22 protein-coding genes are annotated in these 26,234 nt (G+C 64.8%); 10 read left to right on the top strand and 12 right to left on the bottom strand.

Annotated elements, in window-relative coordinates:
* Window positions 1-100: 100 nt before the first annotated feature.
* Genes ACSQ23_RS04505 through ACSQ23_RS04530 form a run of 6 tightly spaced genes read left to right on the top strand, consistent with a single transcriptional unit; the run spans window position 101 to window position 5,318 of the window.
* Window positions 101-1,594, top strand: a complete 1,494-nt coding sequence (locus tag ACSQ23_RS04505; protein ID WP_436089861.1) for a hypothetical protein — start codon at window positions 101-103, stop codon at window positions 1,592-1,594.
* Window positions 1,591-2,826, top strand: coding sequence for a glycosyltransferase (locus tag ACSQ23_RS04510; protein ID WP_436089862.1), 1,236 nt, complete (start codon window positions 1,591-1,593; stop codon window positions 2,824-2,826). The genes ACSQ23_RS04505 and ACSQ23_RS04510 overlap by 4 nt, the downstream gene beginning before the upstream one ends.
* Window positions 2,827-2,854: 28 nt before the next feature.
* Complete coding sequence (locus tag ACSQ23_RS04515) at window positions 2,855-3,151, top strand: hypothetical protein (protein WP_436089863.1); 297 nt, start codon at window positions 2,855-2,857, stop codon at window positions 3,149-3,151.
* On the top strand, window positions 3,124-3,957 hold the full coding sequence (locus ACSQ23_RS04520; protein WP_436089864.1) for a hypothetical protein: 834 nt from the start codon (window positions 3,124-3,126) through the stop codon (window positions 3,955-3,957). Before ACSQ23_RS04515 ends, ACSQ23_RS04520 begins: the two co-directional genes overlap by 28 nt.
* A 51-nt stretch (window positions 3,958-4,008) precedes the next feature.
* Window positions 4,009-4,200: a hypothetical protein gene (locus ACSQ23_RS04525; protein WP_436089865.1), complete on the top strand. Its 192-nt coding sequence runs from the start codon at window positions 4,009-4,011 to the stop codon at window positions 4,198-4,200.
* A 38-nt stretch (window positions 4,201-4,238) separates the two neighbouring features.
* Window positions 4,239-5,318, top strand: coding sequence for a glycosyltransferase (locus ACSQ23_RS04530; protein WP_436089866.1), 1,080 nt, complete (start codon window positions 4,239-4,241; stop codon window positions 5,316-5,318).
* Here ACSQ23_RS04530 and ACSQ23_RS04535 read toward each other — a convergent pair.
* The 4 genes from ACSQ23_RS04535 to ACSQ23_RS04550 form a co-directional block, all read right to left on the bottom strand.
* Window positions 5,278-6,423: a nucleotidyltransferase family protein gene (locus tag ACSQ23_RS04535; protein WP_436089867.1), complete on the bottom strand. Its 1,146-nt coding sequence runs from the start codon at window positions 6,421-6,423 to the stop codon at window positions 5,278-5,280. The genes ACSQ23_RS04530 and ACSQ23_RS04535 overlap by 41 nt on opposite strands.
* Complete coding sequence (locus tag ACSQ23_RS04540) at window positions 6,420-7,421, bottom strand: glycosyltransferase family 10 domain-containing protein (RefSeq protein ID WP_436089868.1); 1,002 nt, start codon at window positions 7,419-7,421, stop codon at window positions 6,420-6,422. The genes ACSQ23_RS04535 and ACSQ23_RS04540 overlap by 4 nt, the downstream gene beginning before the upstream one ends.
* A gap of 93 nt (window positions 7,422-7,514) precedes the next feature.
* On the bottom strand, window positions 7,515-8,561 hold the full coding sequence (locus ACSQ23_RS04545; protein ID WP_436089869.1) for a mannonate dehydratase: 1,047 nt from the start codon (window positions 8,559-8,561) through the stop codon (window positions 7,515-7,517).
* Between the two features lie 265 nt (window positions 8,562-8,826).
* On the bottom strand, window positions 8,827-10,143 hold the full coding sequence (locus ACSQ23_RS04550; RefSeq protein WP_436089870.1) for an ABC transporter substrate-binding protein: 1,317 nt from the start codon (window positions 10,141-10,143) through the stop codon (window positions 8,827-8,829).
* A 185-nt stretch (window positions 10,144-10,328) separates the two neighbouring features.
* Here ACSQ23_RS04550 and ACSQ23_RS04555 point away from each other — a divergent pair, with 185 nt between their 5' ends.
* The gene (locus ACSQ23_RS04555) at window positions 10,329-11,096 is read left to right on the top strand and encodes an FCD domain-containing protein (RefSeq protein WP_082527795.1); all 768 of its coding nucleotides are present in this window, start codon (window positions 10,329-10,331) and stop codon (window positions 11,094-11,096) included.
* 267 nt (window positions 11,097-11,363) lie between these two features.
* On the opposite strand, the gene ACSQ23_RS04560 is transcribed toward ACSQ23_RS04555, so the two are convergent.
* The 8 genes from ACSQ23_RS04560 to ACSQ23_RS04595 all read right to left on the bottom strand — a co-directional run bounded on the left by ACSQ23_RS04560 (window position 11,364) and on the right by ACSQ23_RS04595 (window position 21,116).
* Window positions 11,364-12,149, bottom strand: coding sequence for an SDR family NAD(P)-dependent oxidoreductase (locus ACSQ23_RS04560; protein ID WP_436089871.1), 786 nt, complete (start codon window positions 12,147-12,149; stop codon window positions 11,364-11,366).
* Window positions 12,150-12,156: 7 nt separating this feature from the next.
* Window positions 12,157-14,562 carry a glycoside hydrolase family 2 TIM barrel-domain containing protein gene (locus tag ACSQ23_RS04565; protein ID WP_436089872.1) on the bottom strand — a complete coding sequence of 802 codons (2,406 nt, stop codon included), beginning with the start codon at window positions 14,560-14,562 and terminating at the stop codon, window positions 12,157-12,159.
* A gap of 20 nt (window positions 14,563-14,582) precedes the next feature.
* A complete protein-coding gene (locus ACSQ23_RS04570; protein WP_436089873.1) occupies window positions 14,583-15,230 on the bottom strand; it encodes a DUF624 domain-containing protein in 648 nt (215 codons plus the stop codon).
* A 56-nt stretch (window positions 15,231-15,286) separates the two neighbouring features.
* On the bottom strand, window positions 15,287-16,834 hold the full coding sequence (locus tag ACSQ23_RS04575) for a DUF3502 domain-containing protein (RefSeq protein WP_436089874.1): 1,548 nt from the start codon (window positions 16,832-16,834) through the stop codon (window positions 15,287-15,289).
* A 124-nt stretch (window positions 16,835-16,958) separates the two neighbouring features.
* Complete coding sequence (locus tag ACSQ23_RS04580; protein ID WP_436089875.1) at window positions 16,959-17,915, bottom strand: carbohydrate ABC transporter permease; 957 nt, start codon at window positions 17,913-17,915, stop codon at window positions 16,959-16,961.
* Window positions 17,902-18,768: an ABC transporter permease gene (locus ACSQ23_RS04585; protein WP_197420991.1), complete on the bottom strand. Its 867-nt coding sequence runs from the start codon at window positions 18,766-18,768 to the stop codon at window positions 17,902-17,904. Before ACSQ23_RS04585 ends, ACSQ23_RS04580 begins: the two co-directional genes overlap by 14 nt.
* Before the next feature lie 280 nt (window positions 18,769-19,048).
* On the bottom strand, window positions 19,049-20,074 hold the full coding sequence (locus ACSQ23_RS04590) for a LacI family DNA-binding transcriptional regulator (protein WP_055873266.1): 1,026 nt from the start codon (window positions 20,072-20,074) through the stop codon (window positions 19,049-19,051).
* Between the two features lie 61 nt (window positions 20,075-20,135).
* Window positions 20,136-21,116: a tagatose kinase gene (locus tag ACSQ23_RS04595; RefSeq protein ID WP_436089876.1), complete on the bottom strand. Its 981-nt coding sequence runs from the start codon at window positions 21,114-21,116 to the stop codon at window positions 20,136-20,138.
* 235 nt (window positions 21,117-21,351) lie between these two features.
* On the opposite strand from ACSQ23_RS04595, the gene ACSQ23_RS04600 reads away from it, so the two are divergent.
* The 3 genes from ACSQ23_RS04600 to ACSQ23_RS04610 are packed head-to-tail and all read left to right on the top strand — an operon-like array spanning window position 21,352 to window position 26,224.
* On the top strand, window positions 21,352-23,334 hold the full coding sequence (locus tag ACSQ23_RS04600) for a hypothetical protein (RefSeq protein ID WP_436089877.1): 1,983 nt from the start codon (window positions 21,352-21,354) through the stop codon (window positions 23,332-23,334).
* A 26-nt stretch (window positions 23,335-23,360) separates the two neighbouring features.
* Window positions 23,361-23,696, top strand: coding sequence for a hypothetical protein (locus ACSQ23_RS04605; protein ID WP_436089878.1), 336 nt, complete (start codon window positions 23,361-23,363; stop codon window positions 23,694-23,696).
* An 8-nt stretch (window positions 23,697-23,704) separates the two neighbouring features.
* Window positions 23,705-26,224 (top strand): Hsp70 family protein, encoded by a 2,520-nt coding sequence (locus ACSQ23_RS04610; protein WP_436089879.1) that lies wholly within the window; start codon window positions 23,705-23,707, stop codon window positions 26,222-26,224.
* The last annotated feature ends 10 nt before the right edge of the window (window positions 26,225-26,234 follow it).

Genomic DNA, 26,234 nt, shown 5'->3' on the forward strand with positions numbered 1-26,234 from the left:
CGCGGACATTATTGCCCCTTGCGGCGCGATAAAATCTAATGAACGCAGAAGGCGCAAGCGGCCGTCGACAGGTAATCCATGCCAGTTGCAGGGGGACGTCATGACCGATCAAGCAGCAGCTGCGGAGCGCATCCGCCGTCTGGCCGCTGACATCAGAGCGTCGTCGCCGGCCCCGCTTCAGGGGCAGGGACGCGGCCTGGTGATCGTCGCGGGCGGCGCCCGGATCTTCACCAATGCCTATGTGCTGGTTCACATGCTGCGCCACGCGCTGAAATCCGAGCTGCCGGTGGAGCTCTGGTATTTCGGCCAGGCCGAGGTCTCTGCGGCGATGGCGGCGCTGATCGAACCCCTCGGCGTGCGGCTGGTCGACGCCAATCCGGTTATTGCCGCGACCGGGGCCAATATCCGGGACGGCTGGCAGCTCAAATCGTTTGCCTTGCTGCATAGCGGCTTTGCCGAAGCCTTGCTGCTCGATGCCGACCAGGTACCGGTTTCGGACCCGGCGGCCTGTTTCGACTGGCCTGAATATGTCGAGGCCGGTGCGGTGTTCTGGCCCGATATCGTCGATTTGAGGCGCGACAACGCCATATGGCCGCTGCTCGGGCTCGAAGCGCAACGCGCCGTATCGCTCGAGAGTGGGCAGATGCTGGTCGATCGCCGGCGCCACGCAGCAGCGCTCTGGGCGGCGGTTCGGCTCAATGAGGCCGCCGCAGATCTCTATCGGCTCATCTATGGCGACAAGGATACTTACCTCCTCGCCTGGCAGATGCTGGGCGCGCCCTATGCGCTGGTGCCACATCGCCCCTATACCGACGAGTTCATGCTGGTGCAGCGGGACTTTTCCGGCAACGCCCTGTTCCAGCACCGGACCAATGCGAAATGGCAATATGGCGGTGAGCAGCGGAAGCTGTTCGGCTTCCAGCATGAGGCCGCCTGCCTCGCGGCGATGGCCGAGCTGGAGCGGCGCTGGAGTGGGCACGCGTTCACCGCTCCCGACCGCAGCCTCGGTGCGCGCGAAGTGGAACAGGAGCTGATCGCCGCGGGTGAGTTCGTGCTCGAATCCGCTGACGAGCCGGCGTTCACCATCCGGTTGGGAGAGCATGCCGAGGTCGGCAGCGGCCGCGCGGTCGACCGCCGGCACTGGTGGGTCGAGGATAGCGGAGGCAGCCACAAGCTCGTTCTCACCGGCAGTGGTCGGCCCGGCTATGTGCTTGAACGTGGCGACGATCGGATCTGGCGCGGGCAGCGCCACCGGGTGCCGATCGTCGATGTCAGTCTATACGGCGTTGCCGGAGCGGAGCCTGCCGCCCTGCCCGCGCCGGGCCTCGTCGATGAGCTGCTGCGCGCCGGCGGCGCGTTCGGCGGCCCGGCCGGCGTGTCGCAACAGCTGGTGGATGCGCTCGGCCTCATCGCTGCGGTGCTGCCCGGGGTCAGGGAGCGGATCGCGACGCTCGCCGGATTGCAGACCGATCCGATTATCGCGAGCCGGTTGCTGGACCTGGCGGAGCGGGTCACACCACCGCCGCCGCCCAGCAGGGTCGATCGAACCCTGAAGTTCGAAACCGGCTATATTCGGGCCGAGATCCCGGAATGAGCGAGCGGCCGCGGGCCCTGCACATCGCACCGATCATGCCGGCACGGTCGGGCAACGGCCTCGCCATGCGGCAGGGGATGTTTCTCGAAGCGCTGAGCCGGAGCTTCGAGACGCGTCTCGTCGTCCTGCCGGTGGTCGGGCGGGACGACGCTCCGGCCGCCTTGCCCGATGAGCTTGGCGTCCCCGCCACGGTCATTCCGGTCGCCGGGCGGCAGGATACCCACTTCAGCCTGCTGGCGCGCCTCGCCGATCCGGCGGCGCGCCTCTCGGCCTTCCGTAGTTACGGTCGCAGTTCGCTCGCCAGCCACCTGTCTTCGCCGGTCCTCGCGGAGCTGCGCGCCGCGGTCGGAGCGCAGCGCTATGACCTCGTTCACCTCGGGCGCTCCTATCTGGGCGACGCGCTTCAGGTGCTCGACGCCGCACGAGCGACCGTTGATCTCGATGAGGACGAGTGGACCTCCCACCGTGAGATCGCCGCAACTTTGGAGCCGGGCGATCCGGTCGGTTCGGCCTGGGCAGCGGCGGAGGCCGACGCCATGGCCGCACTCATCGGGCGGCAAGCCCCGCGCTTTGCTGCCCGGTTCATCTCGAGCCGGCTCGATGCAGCTCTGATCGAGCAACGCCACCCGACGACCGCCGGGCTCGAGGTCATCGAGAACGCGGTGAATGTGCCGGCCGAAACCCATCGGCGAGATGATGGCGCGACGCTGCTGTTTCTCGGCTCGTTCGGCTACGCACCGAACGTCGATGCGGCCAACTGGCTCGTTGAGGAGATCTGGCCTCTCATCCAACGCCATGCGGCTCGCCCGCTGCGTCTGCTGATCGTTGGGCGCGATGCCGGCCGGGTTGGCCAGCTTGGGCAGCGGGACGGGATCGAGGTTGAGCCCGATATCGAGGACGTCGCCAGCGCCTATGGCCGAGCCACGGTGTTTCTTGCGCCGCTCCGCGCCGGCGCCGGTACGCGGCTGAAACTGCTCGAAGCCGCCGCGCACCGGGTGCCGCTGGTCACAACTCCCCTCGGCGCCAGGGGGCTGCCGTTCGAGAGCGGCAAGCACTTGCTGCTCGCCGACAGTGTCGCCGGGCTCGCCGAGGCGGTGCTCGATACCGTCGCCGATGCCCGCGCCAGCGCCACCCGGGTGGAGGCCGCATGGTCTATCGTCCGCTCGCAGTATCAGCGGGGCGGCGTCATCGAACGGCTCGCTTGCCGCCTCTCGGAAATTGCAGCTACATGACCAGCCGGCCACAGGGAGACCAGATGCGATGACTGGGATCGCACCCGATACGAAGTTCAGTTCCGTCGATGGCATCGAGGTCAATCGCGTGCCGGATGGCGCCATGGTCTACCAGAACGAACGCGAGCGCGTGCACTTCCTCAATCCGACCGCGCTGATCGTGTTCGAACTGTGCGGCCTCAACAAGACGGCCGGCGAGATCGAGGCCTTCATCGCCGATGCGTTCGGCCTCGACGTGGCGCCGACCGAAGCCGTCAAGGAGTGCCTCACCTCGCTGCTCGACGAAGGACTGGTGATTTGCGCCCCATCGTCTGCCGCACCCTGAGGCGAGAGTATCGGCTGCATCCCCCCTCCGACGAGGTCGCTTCGCTGTTGCGCTTCGTCGAAGCGGCGCCAGAATTGCCGGCTCTGCCGCTCGAGGTTCTCGATATTCCGGTGCGCTTCCGCGACGGTTTTCTGGTCGCCACCATGCCCTCAGGTGAACTGGTGGAGGGCACGCCGAACCATCTGGTCAGCGCCATGCACCGGATCGTGCTCGTCGACCTCATCGAGGGCGAGCGGCACACTCCCTTCATCCATGGCGCGACCGTCATGATCGGCAGTCGCCGCATCCTGCTGGTGGGTCACAAGGGCTCGGGCAAGAGTACGCTCGCGCTGCACCTGTCGCTGGCCGGCCATGACGTCGAGGGTGACGAGCATCTGGTGATCCGCGAGAGTGAGGTTGTCGCGCGCCCGCGAACCTTGCGGATCAAGGAGGGAAGCCTGAGGCTAGTGCCTGGCCTGCCGGAACACATCTGGGAGGCGCCATCCATTAACAACTGGGACGGTTCCGTTATCCGATCGATCAGTCCCACGATTGGCGGACGGCCATGGGTGATTCGCCCCGGTAACCTCGATGCCGTGGTGTTGCTCGTCGCCAATCACGGCGGCCGGTCTGTGGCCAGGCCGATCACCGGAAAGGACGCGTTCGGGCGCCTGATGACCGAGGTCTTGCTGCCACAGGGCGGCGTGGCCATTGCCGCGGGTCGCTTGCGGCGTATCGCGATGGAAGTGCCGGCTTACCAACTGTTGCTCGGAGACCTCGCCACAGCAGAATGGCACCTGTCCTCAATAGCATCCCAGTTGACGTAAGCCGCGTTGCAGCGCAACACTTCGTCACCGAGTAGATGATCAGGGGTTGCGATGTCTGAAAAGAGCGAGAGTGCGCGACTCGAGCAGGCGCTCGAGACTGTTGACCAGGGTCGCCGCGACGCGCTGCGCAAGCTGGTGACCACTTCGGCGTTCGCCGTTCCCGTGGTGGTGTCGTTTGCCATCAATGGCCTGACGGTGAGCCCGGCCATGGCGGCCTGGGACCCGAACTCTACCAGTTCATGAATCCGGCGCCACGCGTTGGTCCCGGGATCAGCGCGTGCATGATCGTCAAGAACGAGCAGCCGTTCCTCGACGGCTGCTTGAAGTCTTTATATGGCCTGGTGGACGAGATCGTCATTGTCGACACTGGCTCCACCGATGCCTCGATCGACATCGCCCAGGCACACGGCGTGCGTCTCCTCAACTATGCGTGGCACGATGATTTCGCCGCCGCCCGCAATTTCGGCCTCGACGCGGCAGGCTCGGAGTGGATCCTCTACATCGACGCGGACGAACGCCTGGTCGAGACGACGCGCGATGACCTGCGCGCCGGGCTCGATGCCTCCGACGCCTATGCCGCCCGGCTGCTGTTCCGGGTGAGCAGCAACAGCACGCTCTACCGCGAGTTCCGGTTGTTTCGGAACGATCCTCGGCTGCGGTTCAAGGGCGCCATGCATGAGACGATCCTGCCCGACCTGGCAGTGCTGCAGCGCGAGGGGAGCGCACGGGTGGTCGACTCAGCGGCCAAGCTGATCCATCTTGGCTATGACGGCGACATGACCGCCAAATACCGCCGCAACCTCCCTTTGCTGCGCACCTCAGTGGAGCGCGATCCTGATCGCAGCTATTACTGGAAGGATCTCGCCGACACGCTGGCTGGATTGGGAGAGATCGAGGAGGCGATCGCGGCCGTGGAAGAGGGCCTCGCCCGTGCGAGGGCATCCGGGCGGGTCAGCCGGGTTAGGCATAGCACGCTGATCTACACTCAGGCGCGGCTGCGGGAGCAACGCGGCGAGGATATGCGCGACCTGATCGATGCCGGACTGAGCCTCCACCCGCAGAACTGGTCGCTGCTGTTCCTGCGGGCTCGCGCCCGGATCAACGCCGGAGCCTTGGAAGCAGCCATCGACGACCTCCGACTGCTTCTGGCGCAGGACCCGGAAACGATCGTCGACGACGTCGCGCATGACCAACGGATCTTCGGCGCCTATGCGCATGATCTGATGGGCGTCGCGCTACTGCGCCTGGGGGAGCGTGCCGAGGCCGCCGCAGCTTTTGCTCGCGCCGCCCGGGCTGCCCCGGGGGTTCAGGAGTATCGCGTCAAGGCGATGGCGCTGGGCGGCGCCGCAGCGTTGGCATGAGCATCGGCCGCTTGACGAAGGTCAGCGGCATGGTCAGCCGCCAGTAGAACCGGCGCAGGGCGCTGTCGCCGCCGGCTGCCCGGCGCATCCGCTCGGCAGACGTGGCTGCTCGCAGTTCCGGCCCGATCCCCGGTGACGGCGCGTCCGGCGTCGCCCGGCACATGCTGGCCCACCAGGCGATCGAATCCGTCGGCAGGTGCAGTGACGCCGCCACCGGCATGCCCAGCAAATCGCTTGCCGCCGCCGTCCAGAGCTCGAGGATTGCCAGCAGGCGCGGATGCCGCGCGGCGCGCTCGACCAGTTGGCGTCGCCCGCGCTCGTCCATGTCGATGACCGCGGCGGCGAACTCGTAGAGCGCCTTGAGCTCGATGGTGGCATGCTTCACGGCGCGGTGGCCGACATGGTGATGGATGATGCCGTGCAGGACGTGCAGATGGTCCGGCAGGACTATAGCGCCCGCATTGCCCGGCGAGGCGTCCATGGCTGCGGCCAGCAGCTCGGCAGAGGGAAGGAACTGCTCGACGCGCGAGGGGCCGCCGCGCCGGTGAATTTCGATCCAGCCGGGCATGTCGGCGCGGTACAGCTCGTGCAGATGATGATGGATCAGCCGGGGACGGGGCTCGCCGGCCGGACGATAGCCGAGCGCCAGGACGATCTGCTGAGCGCGCTGCGCCTCAGCCGGCGCGACCAGCAGGTCGAGATCGCGCAGGTGCCGCCAGTCCGGCGCGCCGGTGACGATCGATCGCCCGCCTTTCAGCGCCAGCGGAACGATGGCCTCGCGCCGCAGGGCTGCGACGATCTCGTCAAGGCGCTGCCGCATGATGGCGCGACGCGCCAGGTGATCGGTCCAGCGTTGCTGCAGCGCCCTGGTAATGGTCATGCGTCCGTCCGGCAGGGTCAGCGGCGGCACCGGTGGCGCGAGACGGCGACGCATGACTGCCGTGATCAGCACCGAAGCAAGGCGCAGCTCGTCGGCATGGTCGAGAAGCTGCTCCCACCCTGCCGCCGCGATGCGGCCAGCCAGGGCTTGATCGCCCTCGGCGCCATCGAAGCGCAGACAGGCGACGAGCAGCTCCTGCAGGTTGGCGGTCGGGCGCTCCGTCATTGGAACTGTACCGGCGGAGACTGCCGGCCGCCAAGCCGGCGCAGCAGCCGCGTGGTGCGGGCCGAGAGTGCAGCTCGGAAACCGAAGGGCAGCGCCGGCCGCCCGCGCCGCCGTCCGCTGCGGGCGCTATCGACGCGCTCGAGCAGGCGAAGCCAGCACGAGGTCGCCGAGGCCTGAAGCTTCTCCTCGAGCCAATCGGGCAGCGGCCGCTGACGCCAGGCAAAATAGGCGGCGTACTCGGCCGGACTCTGCAGCAGGTGGCGCAGGTATTCCGCCAGGCCCTTGGGTCCGCCATAGGCCTCGGCATCGATGTAGGAATGCTCGGGTGCGAACTCGGCGGCGTTGGGAGCGCCGCGATAGACCGGCACCGTCCCAACCAGCAGCGGGTCGAACAGCTTCTCGGTCACGTAGTCCGGCAGTAGCGAGTTCTCGAGCGACAGGCAGAAATGATAGCGCGAGATGGTGTCGAGCTTGCTCTGCCGCCCCAGATCCTCGGCCAGGGTGCGGTTGCGATTGACCCTGCCGTAGGAGTTGACCGTAATCTGGCGCATCAGGGCGCGCGAGAAGGCGTTGCGGCCGCAGCCGTCGATGAGCGCCGACTGGAACATGACGAGCGGCGCCGCCTCCGGCTTAGGTGGCTGAGGCATGGCCAGAGCCGCCTGCCACTGGGCCATGGCCGGAAGGTACGACGACCAGATATCGGCGGTCCGTTCGTAAGTGACGAGCAGGTCGAAGTGGCGGAGAAAGGCCGGATCGGCCATGCGCGGGTAGTTCACCGCGCTTTCCATCGACCAGAGCACCCAGAGCTGGCCGGGATATTTCGGCGTATCGTGCAGTTGCGTGGGGCGCCAGTCCGGGATGTGGAACACCACGGCATCGGCTTCCCGGAGCCGCGCCTGATCGGCGGTGAAGTGGTCCCGCAGCGCGTCGGGCACGCCTGCCAGCGGCACCGGGCCGCGAAAATACGGGGTTCGGAACAAGATAAGGGGGCCGGCCACGAAGCTGCTCCTCCTGAGGCGTGCCTGCTGAGGTAACGGGCAAAACGCCAAGCTGCAACCGGCCTCGCTTCCTGCGGGTGATCAGCGCGCCAGCTACCGGCGGCTGAACTCCAGCATGCGGATCAGGCCCTGCATGTAGCCGATGGCGTGGGCGCGGCCGCGGTGGTTCCAGTCGCTGTCACCATCCATCTTGGGCACGTGGTCGTCGAGCAGGAAGCCGTCAAAACCGTTCTCGGCGAGCAGTGCGATCACCTCGGCCGGGTCGTAGTTGCCGTCGCCGATGAAGCACTCGGTGAAATCAGGCACGGTGCCCTGCACATCGCGGAAATGGATGTAAGCGATGCGGCCCTTGGGGGCGAAGAACTCGATCATCTCGGTGACGTTCTGCTTGCCGCCGATCATTTCCGAGCAGCAGCCGAGGCAGAGATCGAGCGCCCAGCTCGGCGACTGGCCGAACAGCTCATAGGCCTTCTTGAAGTTGTCGGGCTTGTAGAACAGCCGCGCCACGCCGCCCAGCATCGGCACCGGCGGATCGTCGGGATGGAGCGCCAGCCGCAGCCCCTCTTCCTCCGCCACCGGCAGCACGGCGCGCATGAAGTAGCTGTAGTTACTCCACATCTGCGCTTCGGAAACGAAGGGGCCATCCTTGCCGAACAAAGGCATGCCCGAGAGCCTGCCGAGGCCGGTCGGCATGAAGCTGCGCAGCAGTTCCATGTTCTCGCTGTTGGCCTCGACGACCGCCATGTCGAACTTACGCGCCGTGGCGCCGCCGCGGGTCACCCCGACATAGTCGGTGGTCCAGACCGAGTTGGGCATGAAGTGCAGCCCCAGCACCGGGATGCCGGCGCGGGCCACGGCGCGGATCGTCGCCTGGTAGTTCTCGATCTCTGCGTCGCGGCCCTCGAGCCCCAGCATCGCCTTCATGTAGAACTGCGACGGCACGTTCTCGATCGCCTCGAAGGTCAGCCCGACCTCGCGGACCTTGTCGGCCAGCTCGCGGACATCCTGTTCGGCCCATTTGCCGTCGCCGGGCAGCGCCGGGTTGTTCATCTGCAGCCCGGTAACGCCGATCTGTTTGGCGAAGCGCAACCGCTCCTCGGTCAGGTCGTGAAACTGACCCACCGCCGCTCTGATACCCATTATCTTTCTCCAAAATTCGGTCGACGTTCGCCGGCCGCCCCGCGAAAGGCGGAACGTTGAGTTGAAACAGTCATGGTCCGGTGCGCTTGGCGCCCCTCACCCCGACCCTCTCCCCAAAAGGGGCGAGGGGGCGTTGTGGCACTGCCCGTGCAAAGTGCGTCCCCTCGCCCCTTTGGGGAGAGGGCGGCGGATGAGGCCGGAGGCCTCACCGCGGGGTGAGGGGTAGCCAAGCGCGCGGATCGTTCAGTGGTGCCCGCCCACCGGATCAGTACTTGTCGTAAATCGCCTGGGTCGAGGCCTGGGCTTCGGCGATGGCCTTGTCGAAATCCCAACCATCGACCACCACGCGCTGCACCAGCTTGGGGATGATGAAGTTGGCCGACATGTCGGCATAGGCGGCGTTGAACACATCCGGATAAGCGGGCGGCGTGCCGGTCTTGGCCAGATCGAGCAGGCCATTGAGGATGGTGTTGGAGCCGTCGAAGGCCGGGAGCTTTTCCTGGTCCTTCAGCACCGGGCCCCAGATGGCGTACTGAAAATACTCGTTCATGAACTCGGAGTTGGCGAGGTGCTCGAGCAGCGATTTGCCCTCTTCGACCAGCGGGCTTTTGGCGTTGATGACGCGGCTTTGCGGGCTGACCGGCGAGATGGTGCCGATCGGACCAGCGGGCAAAGCCGAGAAGCCGGTCTGCTCAAACAGCTCCGGATCGTCCTTGCGCGCCGCCACGGCCACCGAACCGGTATTGGCGATGAAGCCGACCTGACCCGACAGATATGCCTGGTTGTCGCCCGAGCCATCCCAGACGGTGCTGCCCGGCGCGAACAGTCCCTTGTCCCAGGCGTCCTTCAGCCAGGTGAGCCACAGGCGGGTCTCGGGGGAGTCGAGCATCACTTTCTTACCTGCATCGTCAGCGATGCGGCCGCCGAAGGACTGCAGCACGCTGGTCTGGAGGTTCCCGTCACCGACATTGGAGAGTGCGAGGCCGAGGCCGGAGAGCGGCGGCTTGTTGATCGCCACAGCCTGGGTCACCAGTTCATCCCAGGTTTTGGGTGGCTCGGTGAAGCCGGCGGGCTCCAGCAGGTCCTTGCGCCGCATCAGCAGGTTGCCGCTGACGCCGAATGGAATGGCGGTGCGGCCGCCGGCTACGGCGGTCATGTCGCTGGCCTTGGCCGGGCCTTCGAACCAGCCACCATGGGCGCTGCCGATCCGCTCATAGACGTCGTCGACCTTGGCGAACACATCCTGCCGCGACAGCAGTGTCAGCAGTTCGAGCCCGACATCGAAGACATCCGGCAGCGTGCCAGAAGCGATCGCAGCCGAGACCTTCTGGGTGATCTCGTTGACGTTGATGAGGACAACCTCGGTCTCGACATTGTTGGCCGCGCCCCAGGCGGTCACAGCGTCGATCAGCAGCTTGTGGGCGGTGTCGCTCAGCACCAGACCGCCCCAATAGGTCAGCTTCTTCGACTGCGCGATGGCCGGCATCGGGAATGCTCCGGCGGCCGCGAGGGCCACGCCGCCCGCCGCGCTTGCCAGCACCCGCCGGCGCGTCCAGCCGGCTCGGTTCAAGGTTTCATTCACGGCTCTGTCCCTCCCACGTGAACGGTGCTGGCGGCGGCAGGCGAACGCTGTGTGCCAGCGCCGTCCACCCTCCTCTCCACCTCACCAAACTGGCATGACAGGTAACAGCATGACGGCATGACATCAAGTCTTGTGGGCTCATCCGTTTTGGTTATGCTGACAGCCAAGCAAGCGAAGGACACTCAATGAACGAAGGCGATTCCAGCCAAGGTCTCGGACTGGCGCCGATATCCCGCCCCAAGCTGTACGAGGTGGTGGCGGCTCGCCTCGAGGCGGCGATCCGCGATGGACGACTGAAGCCGGGGGACCGGCTGCCGTCGGAGCGAGACCTGATGGAAACCTTCGAGACCGGCCGGCCCTCGGTGCGCGAGGCGTTTCTGTTCCTCGAGAAGAAGGGGCTGATCGAAACCGAGAACGGCCGGCGGGCGCGGGTGCGCAAGCCCGATGTCTTCAGCGTGCTGGAATCGCTCGACAGCGTCATTCACCTGTCGCTGCAGGACGGCGAGACGTTCAAGGACCTGTTCGCTGCCCGTTCATTCCTCGAGCAGGCGATGGCGCGGAACGCGGCAAAAAACATCACCGACGCACAGCTGGCGCTGCTGCGCGAGCGGCTCGATGGCAATGGCCGCGCTATCGGCGACCGGCACGAGTTCGTCCGCACCGACGCGCTGTTCCACCGCACCTTGTTCGAGGTCGCAGACAACCGGATCTTCGAGGCGGTGCACGATGCCTTTGCCGGCTGGGTCGAAGAACGGCGCTCGAAGCTGCAGCGAGAGTCGTTCACCGAACAGCACGCGCATCGCCAGCATACCGACATCTTCAACGCCATTGCTGCCCGCGACCCCGATGCGGCGGAGACGGCGATGCGCGACCATCTCAAGGGTTGGTGGGCGGCCTGGGTGACGCAGAAGGAACTGCCGCAGGACGCATATGTGGATCCGCCGACGACCTAGCGCAGCGGTCTGCGCCTCAAGGGGCAGGGCCTATCGCATATGATGGCGATGGGCACCTCTTGCCTTCTCCCCTTGTGGGAGAAGGTGCCCGAAGGGCGGATGAGGGGTCCGCGCAACGAAGTGTAGCGCGGCCGGAGCATAGCGACGGGCGACTGGGTACGCGGAGAGAACCCCTCATCCGGCCTTCGGCCACCTTCTCCCACAAGGGGAGAAGGCCATCCAACTACTGTCAGCGCTCGATAGCCCTGCCTCAGGGAGGAGCCTACCCTACGGCTCGCGGTGGCTGACCCAGGGCATCTGGGTGGCGAACTTGCCGCCCGAGACATCGATCATGGTGCCGGTGATGTAGGAGGCGAGGTCCGACGCGAGGAAACAGATGAGGTTGGCCACATCCTTGGGGCTGCCCCAGCGGCGGAGCGTCAGGGTGTCGAGCAGGCGGCTCTTTTCGGCATCGGTCCGGTCGGCGAAGCGGTTCATTGCCGTCGGGATCATGCCAGGGGCGTAGCAGTTGACGGTGATCTCGTGCGCCCCGAGCTCACCGGCCAGCACGCGGGTGAGGCCCTCGACGCCGGATTTCGAGGCGGCATAGGCGGCGCCGCCCACCGACGGGATGATGGCGGCGAAAGACGAGGCATTGAGGATGCGGCCCGAGCGCTGACGCTTCATCACCGGGATCACCGCCTGGCACATCAGGAAGGTGCCCTTGAGGTTGACGTCGAGGTTGAGGTCCCAGGTTTCCTCGGAGAGCTCTTCGACCCGCGCCCCGCCGGCGACGCCGGCATTGTTGACGAGGATATCGATGCGGCCGAAGGCCTGCTCGACCGCCGCGACGGCGGCACGGTTATCCCCGGTCTTGCGCACATCGCAGAGCAGTTGCAGGCCGCGCCAGCCATTGCGCTGCCACTCCTCGGCAACCTCATCGAGCAGCTCCTGGCGGATATCGGTGACGACGACGATAGCGCCCTCGCCGGCCAGGGTTTTGGCGATTTCGTTGCCGATGCCGCGGCCGGCGCCGGTGACGATGGCCACCTTGTTCTTGAGATCGATCAGCATGTTCAGATCACCGTGTTGGGAGAGGGGTGCCGGCAAGTCCGGCGTCGAGAGGGTGAAGCCGGAGCTCCGGCAGGCCGGGAGCTCTGAGGCGCAGCGAGGTGCTTTCTCCGGCACGGACGAAGACGATGGCCCGCCCGTCGAAGCTGCGCCGCTCGGGCACTGCATATGGCGTGTTGTCGCTGAGGTCGCCGCTCTCGATGCCGAGCAGAACGCCGCCATCCACCTCGACCGTCACCGGCAGGTCGTTGCGCGCCACCTCGCCGTGCGCGTCGCGCAGCGTGCATTCGATCTGGATGACGCTGTCGCCGAGCAGGCCGGCGGCCGCGCACCAGCGAATGGCTTCGTCGGGCGCCTGCCACACCACAGCGTCGATCCGCACCGCGTCGCCGCGTGGGCCGAATGTATCCTGCGCCATCTGACCGTTGCGGCGTGTCTCCAGCAGCAGCGGCCCGTTCGATGGCAAGGCCGCGGCAACCCAGTAACCGTGCTCGTCGTCGCGGGTCAGCGCGACATCCACGCCGGCGCAGCTCAGCCGCGGTTCGCCGTTGGAGAAGCAGATAACCTCCACCTCGCCGCCGGCGATGCCGTCCCAGGATCGAGCGATCGGGTGCGACCAGAGGTTCTTCTTTTCGTCGCCGCGCTGGCGCGTTGCGATATAGGCCACCGGCTCATCCGACCACCAGCTGCGACGCAGCTGGGCGCTGTGCTTGGCGAACCCGGCCAGCGTCAGCAGCCCGGCCCGCGACCCGTGATGCGGCCAGCGATCGGTCTCGCCGAGATAGTCGATGCCGGTCCACAGGTACTGGCCGGAAATGTAGTCGTTGTCGGTGACGGCCCGCCATTCGGCATAGCCATGACCGTTCTCGCTGCCGACGATCGGCTGGCTGGGGAATTTCTGGTGATCGGCCGGGTAGAGGTGTTCCTTGTAGTTGTAGCCGACGAGATCGAGCGGCTCGAGGAAGCCGGTGTAGCGCGACAGCTCGGGGAAGGCGGCGCCCACCGTCACCGGGCGGGTCGGATCCTTGGCTTTGACGATGGCAGCCAGCCGGCGCGAGATGGTGGCGAGGCGCCGCGCATCGGGGCGGTTGGGGTCGTAGGCGCGTTGCTTCGCCGATTTGTTGGCGTCGTTGTTGCCGGTCATCGCCTCGAACATGGCACTGGCATAGGGATCGTTGGGGTAGTCGATCTCGTTGCCGATGCTCCAGGCGATGATCGAGGCGTGGTTGCGGTGCGCATCGATCATGTTGACGAGGTCGCGCTCGCCCCATTCATGGAAATCCTGGGCATAGCCCTGATGGCGCGGTGGGTAGACATTGTGCCCCTGCCACCACTTGTTCTTGGGGTTCTCCCATTCGTCGAAGGCTTCGTCGATGACGTAAAAGCCGAGCGCGTCGCAGAGGCGATAGAGCTCTGGCGCATGCGGATTGTGCGCCATGCGCACGCCATTGCAGCCCAGCTGCTTGAGGTTCAGCAGCCGGCGCAGCCACACCTCTGATGGCACCGCCGTGCCGAACGGGCCGGCATCCTCATGCAGGCAGACGCCCTTCAGGGTGCGCGGCTCGCCGTTGATGAAGAAGCCGCGCTCCGCATCGAAGCGGAAGGTGCGGATGCCGACGGTCTCCTCGTAGACGGCGCGCTGGTTCGCACCCCAGCTGAGGGTAGTGGTGAGCCGATAGAGGTTCGGGCTGGTATCGGACCACAGCTCAGGCTGCGGGACGGTAGCCGTGACGACGGTCTCGGCTGAGCCCCCGGCGGCGAGTTCCGCCGTGGTTTCGAAGGTCTCGGTCCGGCCCGATGAGAGCGAGCGCAACTCGTGTCGCACCGCGACCGTCAACGCTGCCGCGGTGTCGTTGACCAGCCGTTGGGTGACGCGGACCGACGCTTGCGCCGCGTCGGCCGCCAGCGTCTCGAACACCGTGCCGTATTCGGCGACGCGCACCGCCTCATGCAGCTCGAGCGTCACGTGCCGGTTGATGCCCGAGCCGTTGTACCAGCGGCTGTCGGAGATATCGGTGTGCTCGACCCTGACGCTGATCACCAGGTCGTCGCTGTTGGCGTAGGAGAGGATTTCGGTGAGGTCGAACGAGAACTCGGCATAGCCCGAGGGGCGGCCGCCGACATGGTAGCCGTTCACCCAGACCCGGGCGTTCTTGTAGACGCCGCCAAACTTGAGCCGTACGTGCTTGCCGGCCACCTCGCCGACGTCACGCAGCGAAACGTGCGCGCGATACCAGCCGATGCCGCCGGGGAGGTACCCGGTGCCGCTCGAATGGCCCTCGGCGAAATCCTCTGCGATGCTCCAGTCATGCGGCACGGTGACGGCGCGCCATGCGGCGTCGTCGAAGCCCTTGGCCCAGGCCTCCGGCGTGTCCGTGAGGCTGAAGGCCCACTGGCGGATATCGTAGCTATGCATGAGCCTTCGGCCCTTATCTATCAGGTGGATGCCGACGCAGCGGCAGCGATGTATTTGCTGAAGACGCCGGCAAACAGGCGTCCGTTGATGGTGGCGATGCCGGCAAAGCCGACGAAGAACCAGAACAGTCCGTAGCCGGTGAACTGCGGGTAGAAGATTGTGATGATCACCGAGAGGGCGATCAGCCCCAGCGCAGCGAGCCCGGTGAACGGGTGCTTCCAGGAGAGGAGGCGCGCGTTGCGCAGCACGTCGCGGGTGCGGCCGTCGAAGCTCGCGAGATAGGGGAAGACGAACAGGGCGGCGGCGGCGAAGTTGAAGGCGAGCACATACCAGACGGCGAGGAGGAGCAGCTCGGCCAGGGGTCCGAAGGTCAGGTTGGTGACGACGACATACCAGGCGGCCAAGACGCCAACCAAGGCCAGCAGCAGCAGCCAGATCACCGTGGCCTGGCGGAAGTTGCGCTGGAACGAGCGGAAATAGTCCGCGCTCACCGAGTTGCACTCCCCGGTTGCAAGCCGCATCGCGGTGAAGTTCAGCGCCGTCAGCGAGGCGCCGAGGGTGAAGAGCGGGATCGAGGTGGCGACGAACAGCAGGTTGAGGACGATCACATCGGCAACGAGGCTCAGGCCGCGCATCAACGCCGAGTCCTGCGAGAACAGAGTTGCCATGCTGGATCCTCCGGAGGGACCGGGCGGTGAAAACACCGCCCGGTCCGGTTCGACAATCAGAGGCCGCGGGCGGCTTTCCAGGCGTCCATGTCGGCCTGGATGGAAGCGCGGGCGTCCTCGTAGCCGACGTCCTTCAGCTTCTGGCGCATTTCGGCGACAGCAGCAGCCGGGTCTTCGAACTTGCCGTATTGCAGCTGCGGGATGTACTCCGACAGCACGCCGGCCATCGCCGCGAGGGTCGAGTCGGTGTTCTGCTTGTTCACGATGAGCGTCGAGTACGGGTAGTCCTTGGCCCTCGCATCGAGCGCGGCGATGATCTCGGCCCGGTTCGGGGCCTGCGTGGTGCGCGGCAGCTCGAACTCGTCAGTACGGCCCCACCAGTAGTCGGTGCCCAGCGCCATGGTCGAGGAGTCGTAGCCCTCCGGATAGCCGAGCTTGCCATCGGCAGTGATGACGTAGTCGACATCCTTGATGCCGAAGTTGAACAGGTCGTAGATTTCCTTGTCGTTGCGGATCAGGTCATAGACCTGCAGCGCCTTTTCCGGGTTCTTCGAGTAGGCGCTCACGGCCATGGCGCCGTGGGTGAAGATGTCCTTGAAGAAGTTGCCGTTTTCCTGGCCCCAGTAGAAGAACTTGGGGTCGGAGCCGGGCTGCTTGGTATTCATGTTGTTGACGATGTCGTTGACGAAGGTCTGCGTGTGGTGCTGCTCGACGCCGGAGAGGCCGGCATAGAGCTCCTCACGCGTATCGCCATCGTAGTTCAGCGCATCTTCGCGCCACACGCCGATATCGTTCCACTGCTTGGCGAGCTTGGCCGCTTCGACCAGCGCGTCGCCCTCCATGTACCAGGAGGTGACGGTGAAGGGGTTGGCCGCCGTGGTGTGGAACGGGATGTAGTTGCCGGCGCTGATCCCCTGCAGGGTCTGGAAGTCGGTATGACCCTGGATGTAGCCGGTGAGCGCCGCCTCGTTGGCGCCCGCCACATCCCACGGATAGGCGTCGGGCTTGTTGGCCTTCACCCACTCGAAGTACTTGGTGAAATCCTCGAACTTGGTGATCTCGCCGTTCTCGAAGCCGGCCTCCTTGGCCCAGTCGCCGCGGTAGAAGAAGCCGTGGTTGGTGTACTGGGTGTAGTTGTCCTCGGGGGCGAAATAGATCTTGCCGTCGGCGAGCTTGGTCAGATCCCAGTGGCCGTCGGCCTCGACCTGCGCCCAGGTCTTGGGCGCATTGGCCTGCAGCATTTCCGGCGAGAGCGGCAGGAAGGCGCCCTTCTCGGCGTTCTCCCAGGCGTAGAGCCAGTCGGTGGCCGTGGCGACGAGATCGACATTGTCGTCGCCCGACAGCAGCTGCACGTTGTACTGGGTCTGCCAGTCGGCCCATTCGATGTAGAACAGGTCGAGCTTGGCGTTGACCTTGGCGACCAGCAGCTCATTGAGCTTTTCGAGCATCGCCTCGAGGCGACCGTTGGTGGGCTTGTTGCCCATGGTCAGCATGGTGATCTCGGTCGGCGCATCCTGGGCGAACGCCCCTGCCGTCAGCGCCGGCATGCTGATGCCGATGGCCAGCAGCGCCGCCCCGACCCGCACGAAGTTCCTTCTCTTCATCTCAGACTCCTCCTCTGAATTTCTGACTTCTTCGACTTTCCTGCCGAGATTTCCCTCAACTCGAATGGCTTCGAGGGTGCGGCCGGTCATCGGCGCCGGCCGCGTAGTTGGTTGTTCGCCGCCGCTAGCCTTTCACCGCGCCGATGGTGATGCCGCTGACGAAGTATTTCTGCACGAACGGGTAAAGCAGCAGGATCGGGCCGGTCGCGACGATGGCGCTTGCCATCTTCAGCGTATTGCTCGGCAGCGCCGTGACGCTGACATTGGAGCCGGCCACCGAATTGCGCAGCGCGTTCGCTGTGTTGATGATGTTGTAGAGGTGGTATTGCAGCGGTTTGAACTCGACCGTGCTGCCCAGGTAGAGCGAGCTGAGGTACCACTCGTTCCAGTAGCCGAGCGCCAGGAACAGCCCGATGGTCGCCAGCGCCGGCTTCATCATCGGCAGGCAGAGCTGGGCGAAGATGCGGAAATCGCCGGCGCCGTCGACCTTGCCGGATTCGATGATCTCGTAGGGCACGGTGCGCATGAAGTTCTTCATCAGGATGATGAGCCACGGCGTCATCAGCAGCTGCAGGAACACCGCGAGGTAGTTGCCTCTGAGCCCCAGGTCGCGCGCCACCCACAGGAAGGTCGGGGCGAGGCCGGCCGAGAACAGCGTGGTGAAGTAGATGAGGAACGAGATGTGGTTGCGGAACGGAAAGTCCTTCCGGTGCAGCGCGTAGCCGGTCATCGAAATGATGAACAGGCCGATCGCCGTGCCGAACACCGTCATCACGATGGTGACGACATAGGAGCCGATGATCTGCTTGGGCGCCTTGAAGATCCACTCATAGGCGGCGAGCGAAAAATCCTTGGGCAGGATGCCGAAGCCGGATTTCATGATGGCCGCCTCGCTCGACAGCGAAGCCGACAGCATCATGATGAAGGGCAGAAGGCAGAACAGCGCAAACAGCGTGATGGTAGTGTAGGAAATCGAACGGATCACGATGTCGCTGCCGTCGAGCTTGATCGCCCGCGGCTTGGCCGGCCCGAGGCCGACGCCTTCTGTGTCGAATGGGCGTGCCAGGTCAGAAGAGTGCATAGTCTTTATTGATCCTGCGCACGATCCAGTTCGCCGTCATGACGAGGGCGAAGCCGAACAGCGACTGGTAAAGGCCGACTGCGGTGGAGGTGGTAAAGTTGTTCTGCGACAGCACCATCCGGTAGACCGAGGTCTCGATGATGTCGGTGGTCTGGAACAGCGCCGCATTGTTGCCGACGAGGTTCCAGAACAGCCCGAAATTGCCGTGCATGATGCCGCCCAGCGCGAACAGCACCAGGATGATGAAGGTCGGCTTGAGGCTCGGCAGGGTGACGAAACGGATGCGCTGCCAGGCCGAAGCGCCGTCCACTGTCGCCGCCTCGTAGAGGCTGCGGTCGATGCCCATGATGGCGGCGAAGTAGACGATCGAGCCGTAGCCGGTCGACTGCCACAGGTGCACCATGATGATGATCAGCGGCCAGGCGCCGGCGCTCGAGTAAATCTTTATCGGGTCGCCGCCGGTCTGCTTGATCAGCGCGTTGAGCGCGCCGGTGTCGTAGTTGAGGAGGTTGAAGGCGATAACCCCAACCAGCACCGAGGAGATGAAGAACGGCAGGAACATCGCGGCCTGGCTGAGCTTCTTGAACCAGGCCAGCCGCACCTCGTTGAGCATGATCGCAATGGCGATCTGCAGGATGTTGCCGAGCACGATGAAGGCGAGATTGTAGAGGATGGTGTTGCGCGTCAGCGTCCAGAGCTGGCCGGATTTGATCAGGAACTCGAAGTTCTTGAAGCCGACGAACGGGCTGCCGAAAATCCCGTCGCGATAGTTGAAATTGGTGAAGGCGATCCACGCGCCCGGCAGCGGCATGTAGTTGAAGACGATGAAGAAAATGATCGCTGGGACGCACATCAGCAAGAGGACCTTGCTGTCCGCCAGCTGCCGCCAAATGGACTTAGGTCCCCGGGACGTATCCGTTCCTGACATCTTCCCCCTCTCTGCCGTCAGCCGCGACGTCCCTCCAGACGCTGCCCCGATGAGCGGCCGACGGATCGGCTCTCATGTGGCTCGCAACCAACCGGGCCCGAGCTTTTTTGCTCTTGGTCGGCTCAGTGCAGTCGTGCGGGGTCTCCCTCCCGCCGGCATAGTGTTAGCCGGGGGATGCGCTCTGCGCAAGATTTTCAGTAAATATTTAGTTCGCGGTCTGCGGCGCCCGGATTCGGGTGCTGCCGCGCCAGCGAATGCTGGTCGCAAGGGTCACCCGCTTGGGCAGTTCGCGCCCGCCCATCCGCTCGAGCAGCAGCTCGACGGCGCCCTCGCCGATCTCCTCCGCGGGAAGGTGCACGGTGGTGAGCGGCGGGTTGAGGAACTGCGCCACCGAGATGTCGTTGAAGCTCGCCACGGCGATGTCGTCGGGGATGCTGAGACCCATTTCATGGATGGCGCGGTAGGCGCCGACGGCCATGTTGTCATTGGCGGTGATCAGCGCGTCGGGCCGGTCGGGCTGCGACAGGATCTGGCGGGTCAGCTTGTAGCCGCTGTCTTCGGTCTTGCCGTCGGTGAGGCAGATGCGCTCGTCGAACACCCCGGCTTCCTTGGCCCACTCGATATAGGCGCGGCAGCGCCGTTCGACCCGGGTCGGCGCCACCCCGTCATAAACATCGACCCAGCCGGCGAAGGCGATCCGCCGGTAGCCGGCCTCACGCAGCGACTGCAGGAGCTTGCGCGTCGCCAGCATCAGGTCCGCCTCGACCGAATCGATCTCGTCGGTCGGCGGAGCGAAATCGGCGAACACCAGATTGCGGTTGTGCCGCTTGAGCCAGGCGATCTCGTTCTCGTCGTGCCGCCCGATGGCGATGATCCCCGAGGCGCCGCGCAGCAGCGAGGCCTCGGGCAGGCTGTCGGTGTGGTAAACCTTGATGGTCTCGATCTTCAGCGCCTGGCAGCGGCTCTCGATGCCGAGCCGCAACCCAACATAGTAGGGATCAACGAACTCCTGGTCGGGGCGCAGATAGTGCACCAGCGCCACCTTGCCGAGCCCCTGCTGATAGGCGCGGTTGCGCGCCCGCGGCGTCTCATACTTCAGCGCCTCGGCGGTTTCGATGATCGCCTGCCGGGTCTTGGGCGTCACCGAAAGCGTCTGGTCGAAGTTGAGCACCCGCGACACCGTCGCGGACGAGACGCCCACTGCCTTGGCGATTTCCTTGATCGTGACCACGACGCTTTCCCCAACCGGGAGACCTGCTTAGGCAAGAAGGCAGGACCTATGCAAGCGGCAATCACACGTGTCTTGGCGTAGCGGCAATGAACGCGTCGAGTTCGGACCGCGTCCCGGCGCCTTCCATCGGCCCCCGAACCGTAACGTTGCGCGCCCCAGCCGCGGAGGCATAGGTGAGGGCCTGTTCGGGCCCCATCCCCAACCGGCGGCAGGCGACATAAGCACCACCGAAGCAGTCACCGGCGCCGGTGGCGTCGAGTTCGGTCACGGCGAATGCCGCGGCATCGATGCGGGATCCGTCGCGGCCGAACCAGCTGGCGCCGGCCGCCCCGCGCTTCAGCACGATCTCACCGACGCCAAGCTCGAACAGGCGCCGGAGCGCTGCCGCTTCCCCGGCCACACCGGCGGCACGCTCGAGCTCGTCACCGCTGGGGAGGAGGAGATCGGCTTTGGCCACGAGCTCGGCGAATTGCCGCTCGATCGGCGCACTCAGCTGCAACTCCTTGCGCAGGTTGGGATCGACCGACAGCGTACCGCCACGGGCCTTGATGATCTCGACGGCGCGCGCAATGACCTCGCGAGCGCTCGGCATCGACAGCGCCGTGCCCATGACATGCAGGTGGCCGGCACGACGGACCAGCGCCTCGACCTTGTCGTCCCAGCCGAACCGCGACGCAGCGGAAGTGGCGATGTTGTAGACGAAATCCCTGGCGCCGCTGGCGCGGTAGCGCACAAAGGCGCTGCCGGTCGGGAACTCGCGATCGATGGCCACGGCCGACACATCGACGCCATCCGCCCGCAACCGATCGAGGTTGACCCGGCCAAAGTCGTCGTCACCGACGGCGCCGATCATAGCGGCGCTGCCGCCGAGGCGGCTGCACTGATCGATGAAGATCGCCGGCGCGCCGCTCGGATACGGCCCGACCAGCGGCTGCGCCGAGCGGAACCCCTCGCCGGTGGTGGTTGCAACGATCTCGACCAGGATTTCGCCGACGCAAATGGTCGGGCCCAGTTGGTCCGGGGACAAGGCAGAGTTCGGCATTTCGACGGCGTCCTTGGTGCATGGAAGCGGCATTCCGCCGAGCGGAGATCAATAACATGAGGCGGCGCCAAAGCTGCCGTGCTTCGCTCGGCTCCAGCTAGCTACGCCGCTGCGTATCGTCCCGACGCGTCCACACTTCATCGTGGAGTGCAGCATGACTGAGCGTCAGGAACGAACTTGTAGAGGCTAATGCCAATGTGAATCCGACAGTTGAAAAGTCGGCGGACGATGCCCTATGGATATGATGCCTGCCAAGGCAGGTTGGGGGAGCATTGCAGCAGAAATGACGGTGGCGCCGCGGTCAGCAGATGTGCTGTCCACAGGTCTAGTGTTTGACCTGTTACAGAATCCGTTTGCCATATTGAACTTGTCACCGGACGCGACCCGCGAAGACATTGTTGCGGCATTCGACGACGGTATCGCCGACAACAGCGCTCCCGAAGGAGCCCTAAGAGAGGCTCGCCGGCAGTTACTCGCACCCAAGCTGCGAATGCTGGCCACCGTTGAGTTTCTTCCCGACGCCACGCAACACCAGCGGGAAGAGGCGGTCGCTGCACTTCGGCAGTCCTTGCCGCTGCCAGACCTGGATGCGCTTGCCAAGACACTGCCAGCGTTCTCGCAGGCGATCTTTCTGTCACAGCTTGCGCAACTGGGCCCGAGCTCCGCTATCCTTGGCTCCTTCGCACGGTCTCGGGCCCAATCGGGACGAGACACGATCGCGACGACGGTCGCGGAGCTGCTAATGGCGTCGGGCACTCCCCAGCCACAAGGCGAGGCGATCAACGAGGTCATCGACGAGGTCACTCAACGCGGCGCGGACCGCCTGTTTGTCGCCTATGCCGACGCGAATGCCGCCGCCAGCGACATGGTGCAATGCCTGAACGAGGAGCTCGCTCAGGCTGCGACTGAGCAGGTCGGCGCTTTGGGCGTTGTCGTCGAGGCCTATGCGAAGATGGCACTCCCGGACCTTCAGGCGGCGCGCCGAAAAGTCGAGGATGTCGCCGAAGCGATCCGGAAGGACCCCGATTTACCTGGCGGAATTCAGTCGCTGACCTCGGTATTGCACGAGTGGGATGCGATGGCCCAGCCACAGCAGCTTTTGGCGAGCCATAAGGGTCGCGACGAGGGGGCGGCTCGCGAGCTCTTTCAGTTTCTGCGTGGTTTGATGCTGGAGCTCGCCAACGAGCACGAAAGGCCCAAGACTGCGCTCGAAATCAACGAGGCCAGTCTGTCGGTATTTGCCGAGTTACCGCGCGCTGAGCAGCAGCTGCAGGAGGATCGGGCGGCGCTGGAGGGCCTGGCCGCGCTGGAAAAGCTGCAGGAACTGAGCGCGTTCGTGAACAATGCGAAACAGAATCCCGACCCCCTGGTTGATGATCTGAAGCAAGGCGGCTTTGGAGAGGGAGCAAGAGGGGACGCAGCCCGCCTCTATGGGATCTTCAACAAATCGCTTGCCAGCACGCAGGGCTCCCCGGCAAGCGAGCATGTGTGGGGTTTCGTTCGCGATCTTGCGCTGGAAATCAACAACGAGTTCGATGAGGTGGTTGCCAGTCAACGACTGATCGAAGGGTTACATGCGCACCCGGGGTTCCGCGAAGTGTCCGCCACGATGCAAGCGGCGCTGGAGACTGACCTGCACACGGTGCGGGCCAACGCGGTTCACGCCAAGCTCAACCGAGCAATCCAGCAGAGCGATCGCCGGCAGACAAAGGTCCACCTGGCGGAGCTTGTTTCGATCACGCGGGACCCGGCGGACCGCCAGCTGTATCAAAAGGCCATCGAAGAGATCGACGCGGCGAACCGGCGCCGCGCCATCAAGTGGGTCATTTGGGCGACCATTGGTCTGGCGCTGATCGGTTACCTGCTGACCAGCAACGGCGGCAGGCCTTACTCGACGTCCTCGTCGAGCTCTGCATCATCGACCGCGGAAGCGATGCCGCTGCTCGGCACCAGTCAACCGCTCAACCGGGCCAATATCCGATACTGCGTGTACCAGAATGCCCGCCTGGATGCCGCCAGTCAGATGTTGGCGACCGAGACGAATGGCAGTGTCATCGACGCATTCAACCGGAAGGCCGACGAGTACAATTCTCGCTGCGACGACTATCGCTACTATCCCGAGGATCTGTCGGCCGTGCAGGCCGAGCTGGCTATCAGGCGGGACGCGCTGACCGCGGAGGGGCGGAACTGGGTTCGCATCTGGAGAGCTCAGCCGTGACGACGCAGGATGCGGATGCAAGTCGAATGGCGATCGCCGAACTCGCGTCGGAATACTGGAAACTGCTCCGCAACTATGATCGCGTCCTCGCTGCAGCGCCCGAGAACTTGCGGGCCGGACTGACGGCGCAGGCGAAGTTCGGGGCGCGTAGGCTGGCGACCATTCTCGCCAGCGCCGGCATGCGCGTCGAGACGTTCGACGGAATCTCGTACTCCGTCAATTTACCGGTCACCGCGGTCAACGCTGACGACTTCGCCGACGGCCCGACGCCGGTGATCGAACAGACCCTGGAGCCGGCCATTATCTTTGGCACCTCGGCCATAAAGACTGGGCGCGTCTATCTGCGCGCCCCTAACCCGTAGGAGCAGTTATGTTTTTGGGCATCGATCTGGGGACGTCAAACTCTGCCATTTTTGGTAGCGATGCAGAGGCTGTTCGGCTGTTCAAGACATCCGAAGGGATGGACGTAATGCCCAGCGCGATCATGATCGACCGGCGCGGCGGCCTGTTTGTCGGCCGTAAGGCCTACGATCAGTCAGCGTTCTCTCCGCAGAGTGTGCAGCAGAAGTTCAAACGCCTGATGGGTACCGGCAGCGTGGTCGAGTTCCCGGGTTCAGATCGGGTGCTCACACCCGAAGAGGCGAGCGCCGAGGTGATCAAGGCGCTGGTTGCGCAGGTCCGCCGCGACCTCCCCGATGTCACCATCGAGGGAACGGTCATCACCATTCCTGCCGCATTCAACCAGATGCAGTCGGAGGCTACGATGAAGGCGGCCCGCATGGCCGGTCTCGAGCGAGTCGCCTTGTTGCAGGAGCCTATCGCTGCGGCGCTGGCAGCCAATGCAGAAGCACGCGACAGCTCCAGTCAGTTCCTGATCTACGACCTGGGGGGCGGCACGTTCGACGCTGCGATCGTGCATAGCATTGCAGGTAACATTACCGTGGTCGCGCACGCCGGCGTGAACATGCTGGGCGGCGCGGACTTTGATCGAGCCATCGTCAACTCGCTAGTGCGGCCATGGCTGCTCGATAAGTTCAACCTGCCGGCAAACTTCCAGACGGAACCCCAATACGCTCGCTTGATCCGCATTGCGCACTACCGGGCTGAGCTCTGCAAGATTGCGTTATCGACGCAGATGACGGATCAGGTGTTTGCCGACGAGAGCCAAGTCGGGACCCGTGACGCAGATGGCAACGAAATCTATCTCGATGTCGAAGTCACTCGCGCCGACCTCGAAAGGCTCATTGCCGACAACGTAGAGCGATCGATCGCCGAGTGCCGCACTCTGTTGTCGAGCAACGGCTACGGCGCCGCCGACATGGACCGTGTGGTGTTGATTGGCGGCCCGAGTCGCATGCCCTATGTGCGCGAACGTGTAGGCTTTGAGCTGGGTATCGCCCTGGATACGAAGATCGACCCGATGACTGCCGTGGCCCACGGCGCTGCGATCTATGCGTCGGGGCGCAACTGGGCTGACGAGGGAGCCGCCGGCGCGCTGGCGTCCCGTCAGACCATGAAGACAGCTTCGGACCTGCGGCTGTCGTTTGAGTACACAGACAACACTGCCGCCAGCGAGATCCGGCTACGCATCCGAGCCGGCGCACCGGTACCAGCAGGGACGAGTGTCCAGGTCGACGCCGCCAATGGCTGGACGTCGGGCAAGCTCGCGCTCGGCGCAAGCATCGACGTCAAGGGCGTACCGCTGCCGCGGGTTGGTCAGAACGACGTTAACGTGCTGGTCTTCGGCCCCGACGGTATGCTTGACCAGCACGCAGGGACAACACTGAGCGTCAATCGGCTCACCGCAACAGCCGATGGTATGCCGCTCATGCACGACTTGGCGATCAAAGTTGTCAATGGCGCTCCAGGTGCCGAACGCAACGTGCTCAAGACGTTCGCCAGGAAGGGAACAACGACCCCGACATCGGGAATGGAGTCTCTGCGTGCGGCCCGCGACCTCAGGGCCGGCGACCGAGCATCGCTGGTCTTCGAGCTGTTCGAGCAGGCGGAAGGCGTCGATGATCCGGCCTTAAGCCTGGCGATCGGTGTCTTTGAACTGAGTGGCAGCGGTCTCAGCCCGGGTCAGATGATCCGCAAAGGCGACACCGTGAACGTGCATTGGAGCGTCGATGCCAGCAGCCTGCTCCACTGTCATTTCGAGCTACCCGACGTCGGTCTCTTCCACAGCCTCGACAACGTCTATGTTCCTTCGTCGACCAGCTTTGATGGAACCGACGGAACGGTGCTGGCTCGCCAGAGCATCGACAAGGCTCGCGCCGATGTCGAGGCTCTGGAGCGCGCTCTTGGCCCTCGCATTGCTGGCGATACGCAGGGGATCCGCCAGCAGCTCGACCAACAGCAGCACAGCCTGTCGCTATCCAACGACGCGGATGCCAGCCGCATGGTGACCCAGGAGACACGGCTCCTGCGCCAGCAGATGCACCGCCTGAAACGAGATCCGGCAAATGCCGCTGCCGTGCAGCAGGCCGAACTCGATGAGTTCACAAACGCTTTCGCACAGCATTTCGCTCGGGAGATCGAGCCGGCCATCAACACCAATATCTCCCGCCAGCTGAGTTCGGCGCGCGATGCTCTGCTGCGAGGCGAACTGAAGGAGAGTCGTGAGGCGCTAGAGGAAGCCAGAGCTATCCTCCAGACGTTCATGTTCCAGCAGCCCAGCTTCTGGTTCGGTCAGTTTGATCGGCTGATCAGCGAGAGGCACAACATGGTCGACAAGGACTTGCACGACAGCCTGGCGCTGCGCGGTCAGCGGGCGGTCGACCAGAACGACGTCGGCAACCTGCGCAATATCGTCGTCGAGATGATGCAGAACATGGTGCATCGCGCCGGCGACACCGACACCGCGATACTTTCGGGGTTGATGGTCTAGTCGTTCAAGC

Origin of the sequence: Devosia sp. LjRoot16 (assembly GCF_964252795.1) — a bacterium.
Lineage (GTDB): Bacteria > Pseudomonadota > Alphaproteobacteria > Rhizobiales > Devosiaceae > Devosia_A.

Coding starts and splice junctions, on each gene's coding strand:
- ACSQ23_RS04565 (WP_436089872.1), bottom strand. CDS start 14,562: ATGCATAGCTACGATATCCGCCAGTGGGCCTTCAGCCTCACGGACACG.
- ACSQ23_RS04570 (WP_436089873.1), bottom strand. CDS start 15,230: ATGGCAACTCTGTTCTCGCAGGACTCGGCGTTGATGCGCGGCCTGAGC.
- ACSQ23_RS04610 (WP_436089879.1), top strand. CDS start 23,705: ATGTTTTTGGGCATCGATCTGGGGACGTCAAACTCTGCCATTTTTGGT.
- ACSQ23_RS04545 (WP_436089869.1), bottom strand. CDS start 8,561: ATGGGTATCAGAGCGGCGGTGGGTCAGTTTCACGACCTGACCGAGGAG.
- ACSQ23_RS04605 (WP_436089878.1), top strand. CDS start 23,361: ATGGCGATCGCCGAACTCGCGTCGGAATACTGGAAACTGCTCCGCAAC.
- ACSQ23_RS04575 (WP_436089874.1), bottom strand. CDS start 16,834: ATGAAGAGAAGGAACTTCGTGCGGGTCGGGGCGGCGCTGCTGGCCATC.
- ACSQ23_RS04510 (WP_436089862.1), top strand. CDS start 1,591: ATGAGCGAGCGGCCGCGGGCCCTGCACATCGCACCGATCATGCCGGCA.
- ACSQ23_RS04530 (WP_436089866.1), top strand. CDS start 4,239: ATGATCGTCAAGAACGAGCAGCCGTTCCTCGACGGCTGCTTGAAGTCT.
- ACSQ23_RS04505 (WP_436089861.1), top strand. CDS start 101: ATGACCGATCAAGCAGCAGCTGCGGAGCGCATCCGCCGTCTGGCCGCT.
- ACSQ23_RS04515 (WP_436089863.1), top strand. CDS start 2,855: ATGACTGGGATCGCACCCGATACGAAGTTCAGTTCCGTCGATGGCATC.
- ACSQ23_RS04525 (WP_436089865.1), top strand. CDS start 4,009: ATGTCTGAAAAGAGCGAGAGTGCGCGACTCGAGCAGGCGCTCGAGACT.
- ACSQ23_RS04560 (WP_436089871.1), bottom strand. CDS start 12,149: ATGCTGATCGATCTCAAGAACAAGGTGGCCATCGTCACCGGCGCCGGC.
- ACSQ23_RS04535 (WP_436089867.1), bottom strand. CDS start 6,423: ATGACGGAGCGCCCGACCGCCAACCTGCAGGAGCTGCTCGTCGCCTGT.
- ACSQ23_RS04600 (WP_436089877.1), top strand. CDS start 21,352: ATGGATATGATGCCTGCCAAGGCAGGTTGGGGGAGCATTGCAGCAGAA.
- ACSQ23_RS04595 (WP_436089876.1), bottom strand. CDS start 21,116: ATGCCGAACTCTGCCTTGTCCCCGGACCAACTGGGCCCGACCATTTGC.
- ACSQ23_RS04555 (WP_082527795.1), top strand. CDS start 10,329: ATGAACGAAGGCGATTCCAGCCAAGGTCTCGGACTGGCGCCGATATCC.
- ACSQ23_RS04585 (WP_197420991.1), bottom strand. CDS start 18,768: ATGTGCGTCCCAGCGATCATTTTCTTCATCGTCTTCAACTACATGCCG.
- ACSQ23_RS04580 (WP_436089875.1), bottom strand. CDS start 17,915: ATGCACTCTTCTGACCTGGCACGCCCATTCGACACAGAAGGCGTCGGC.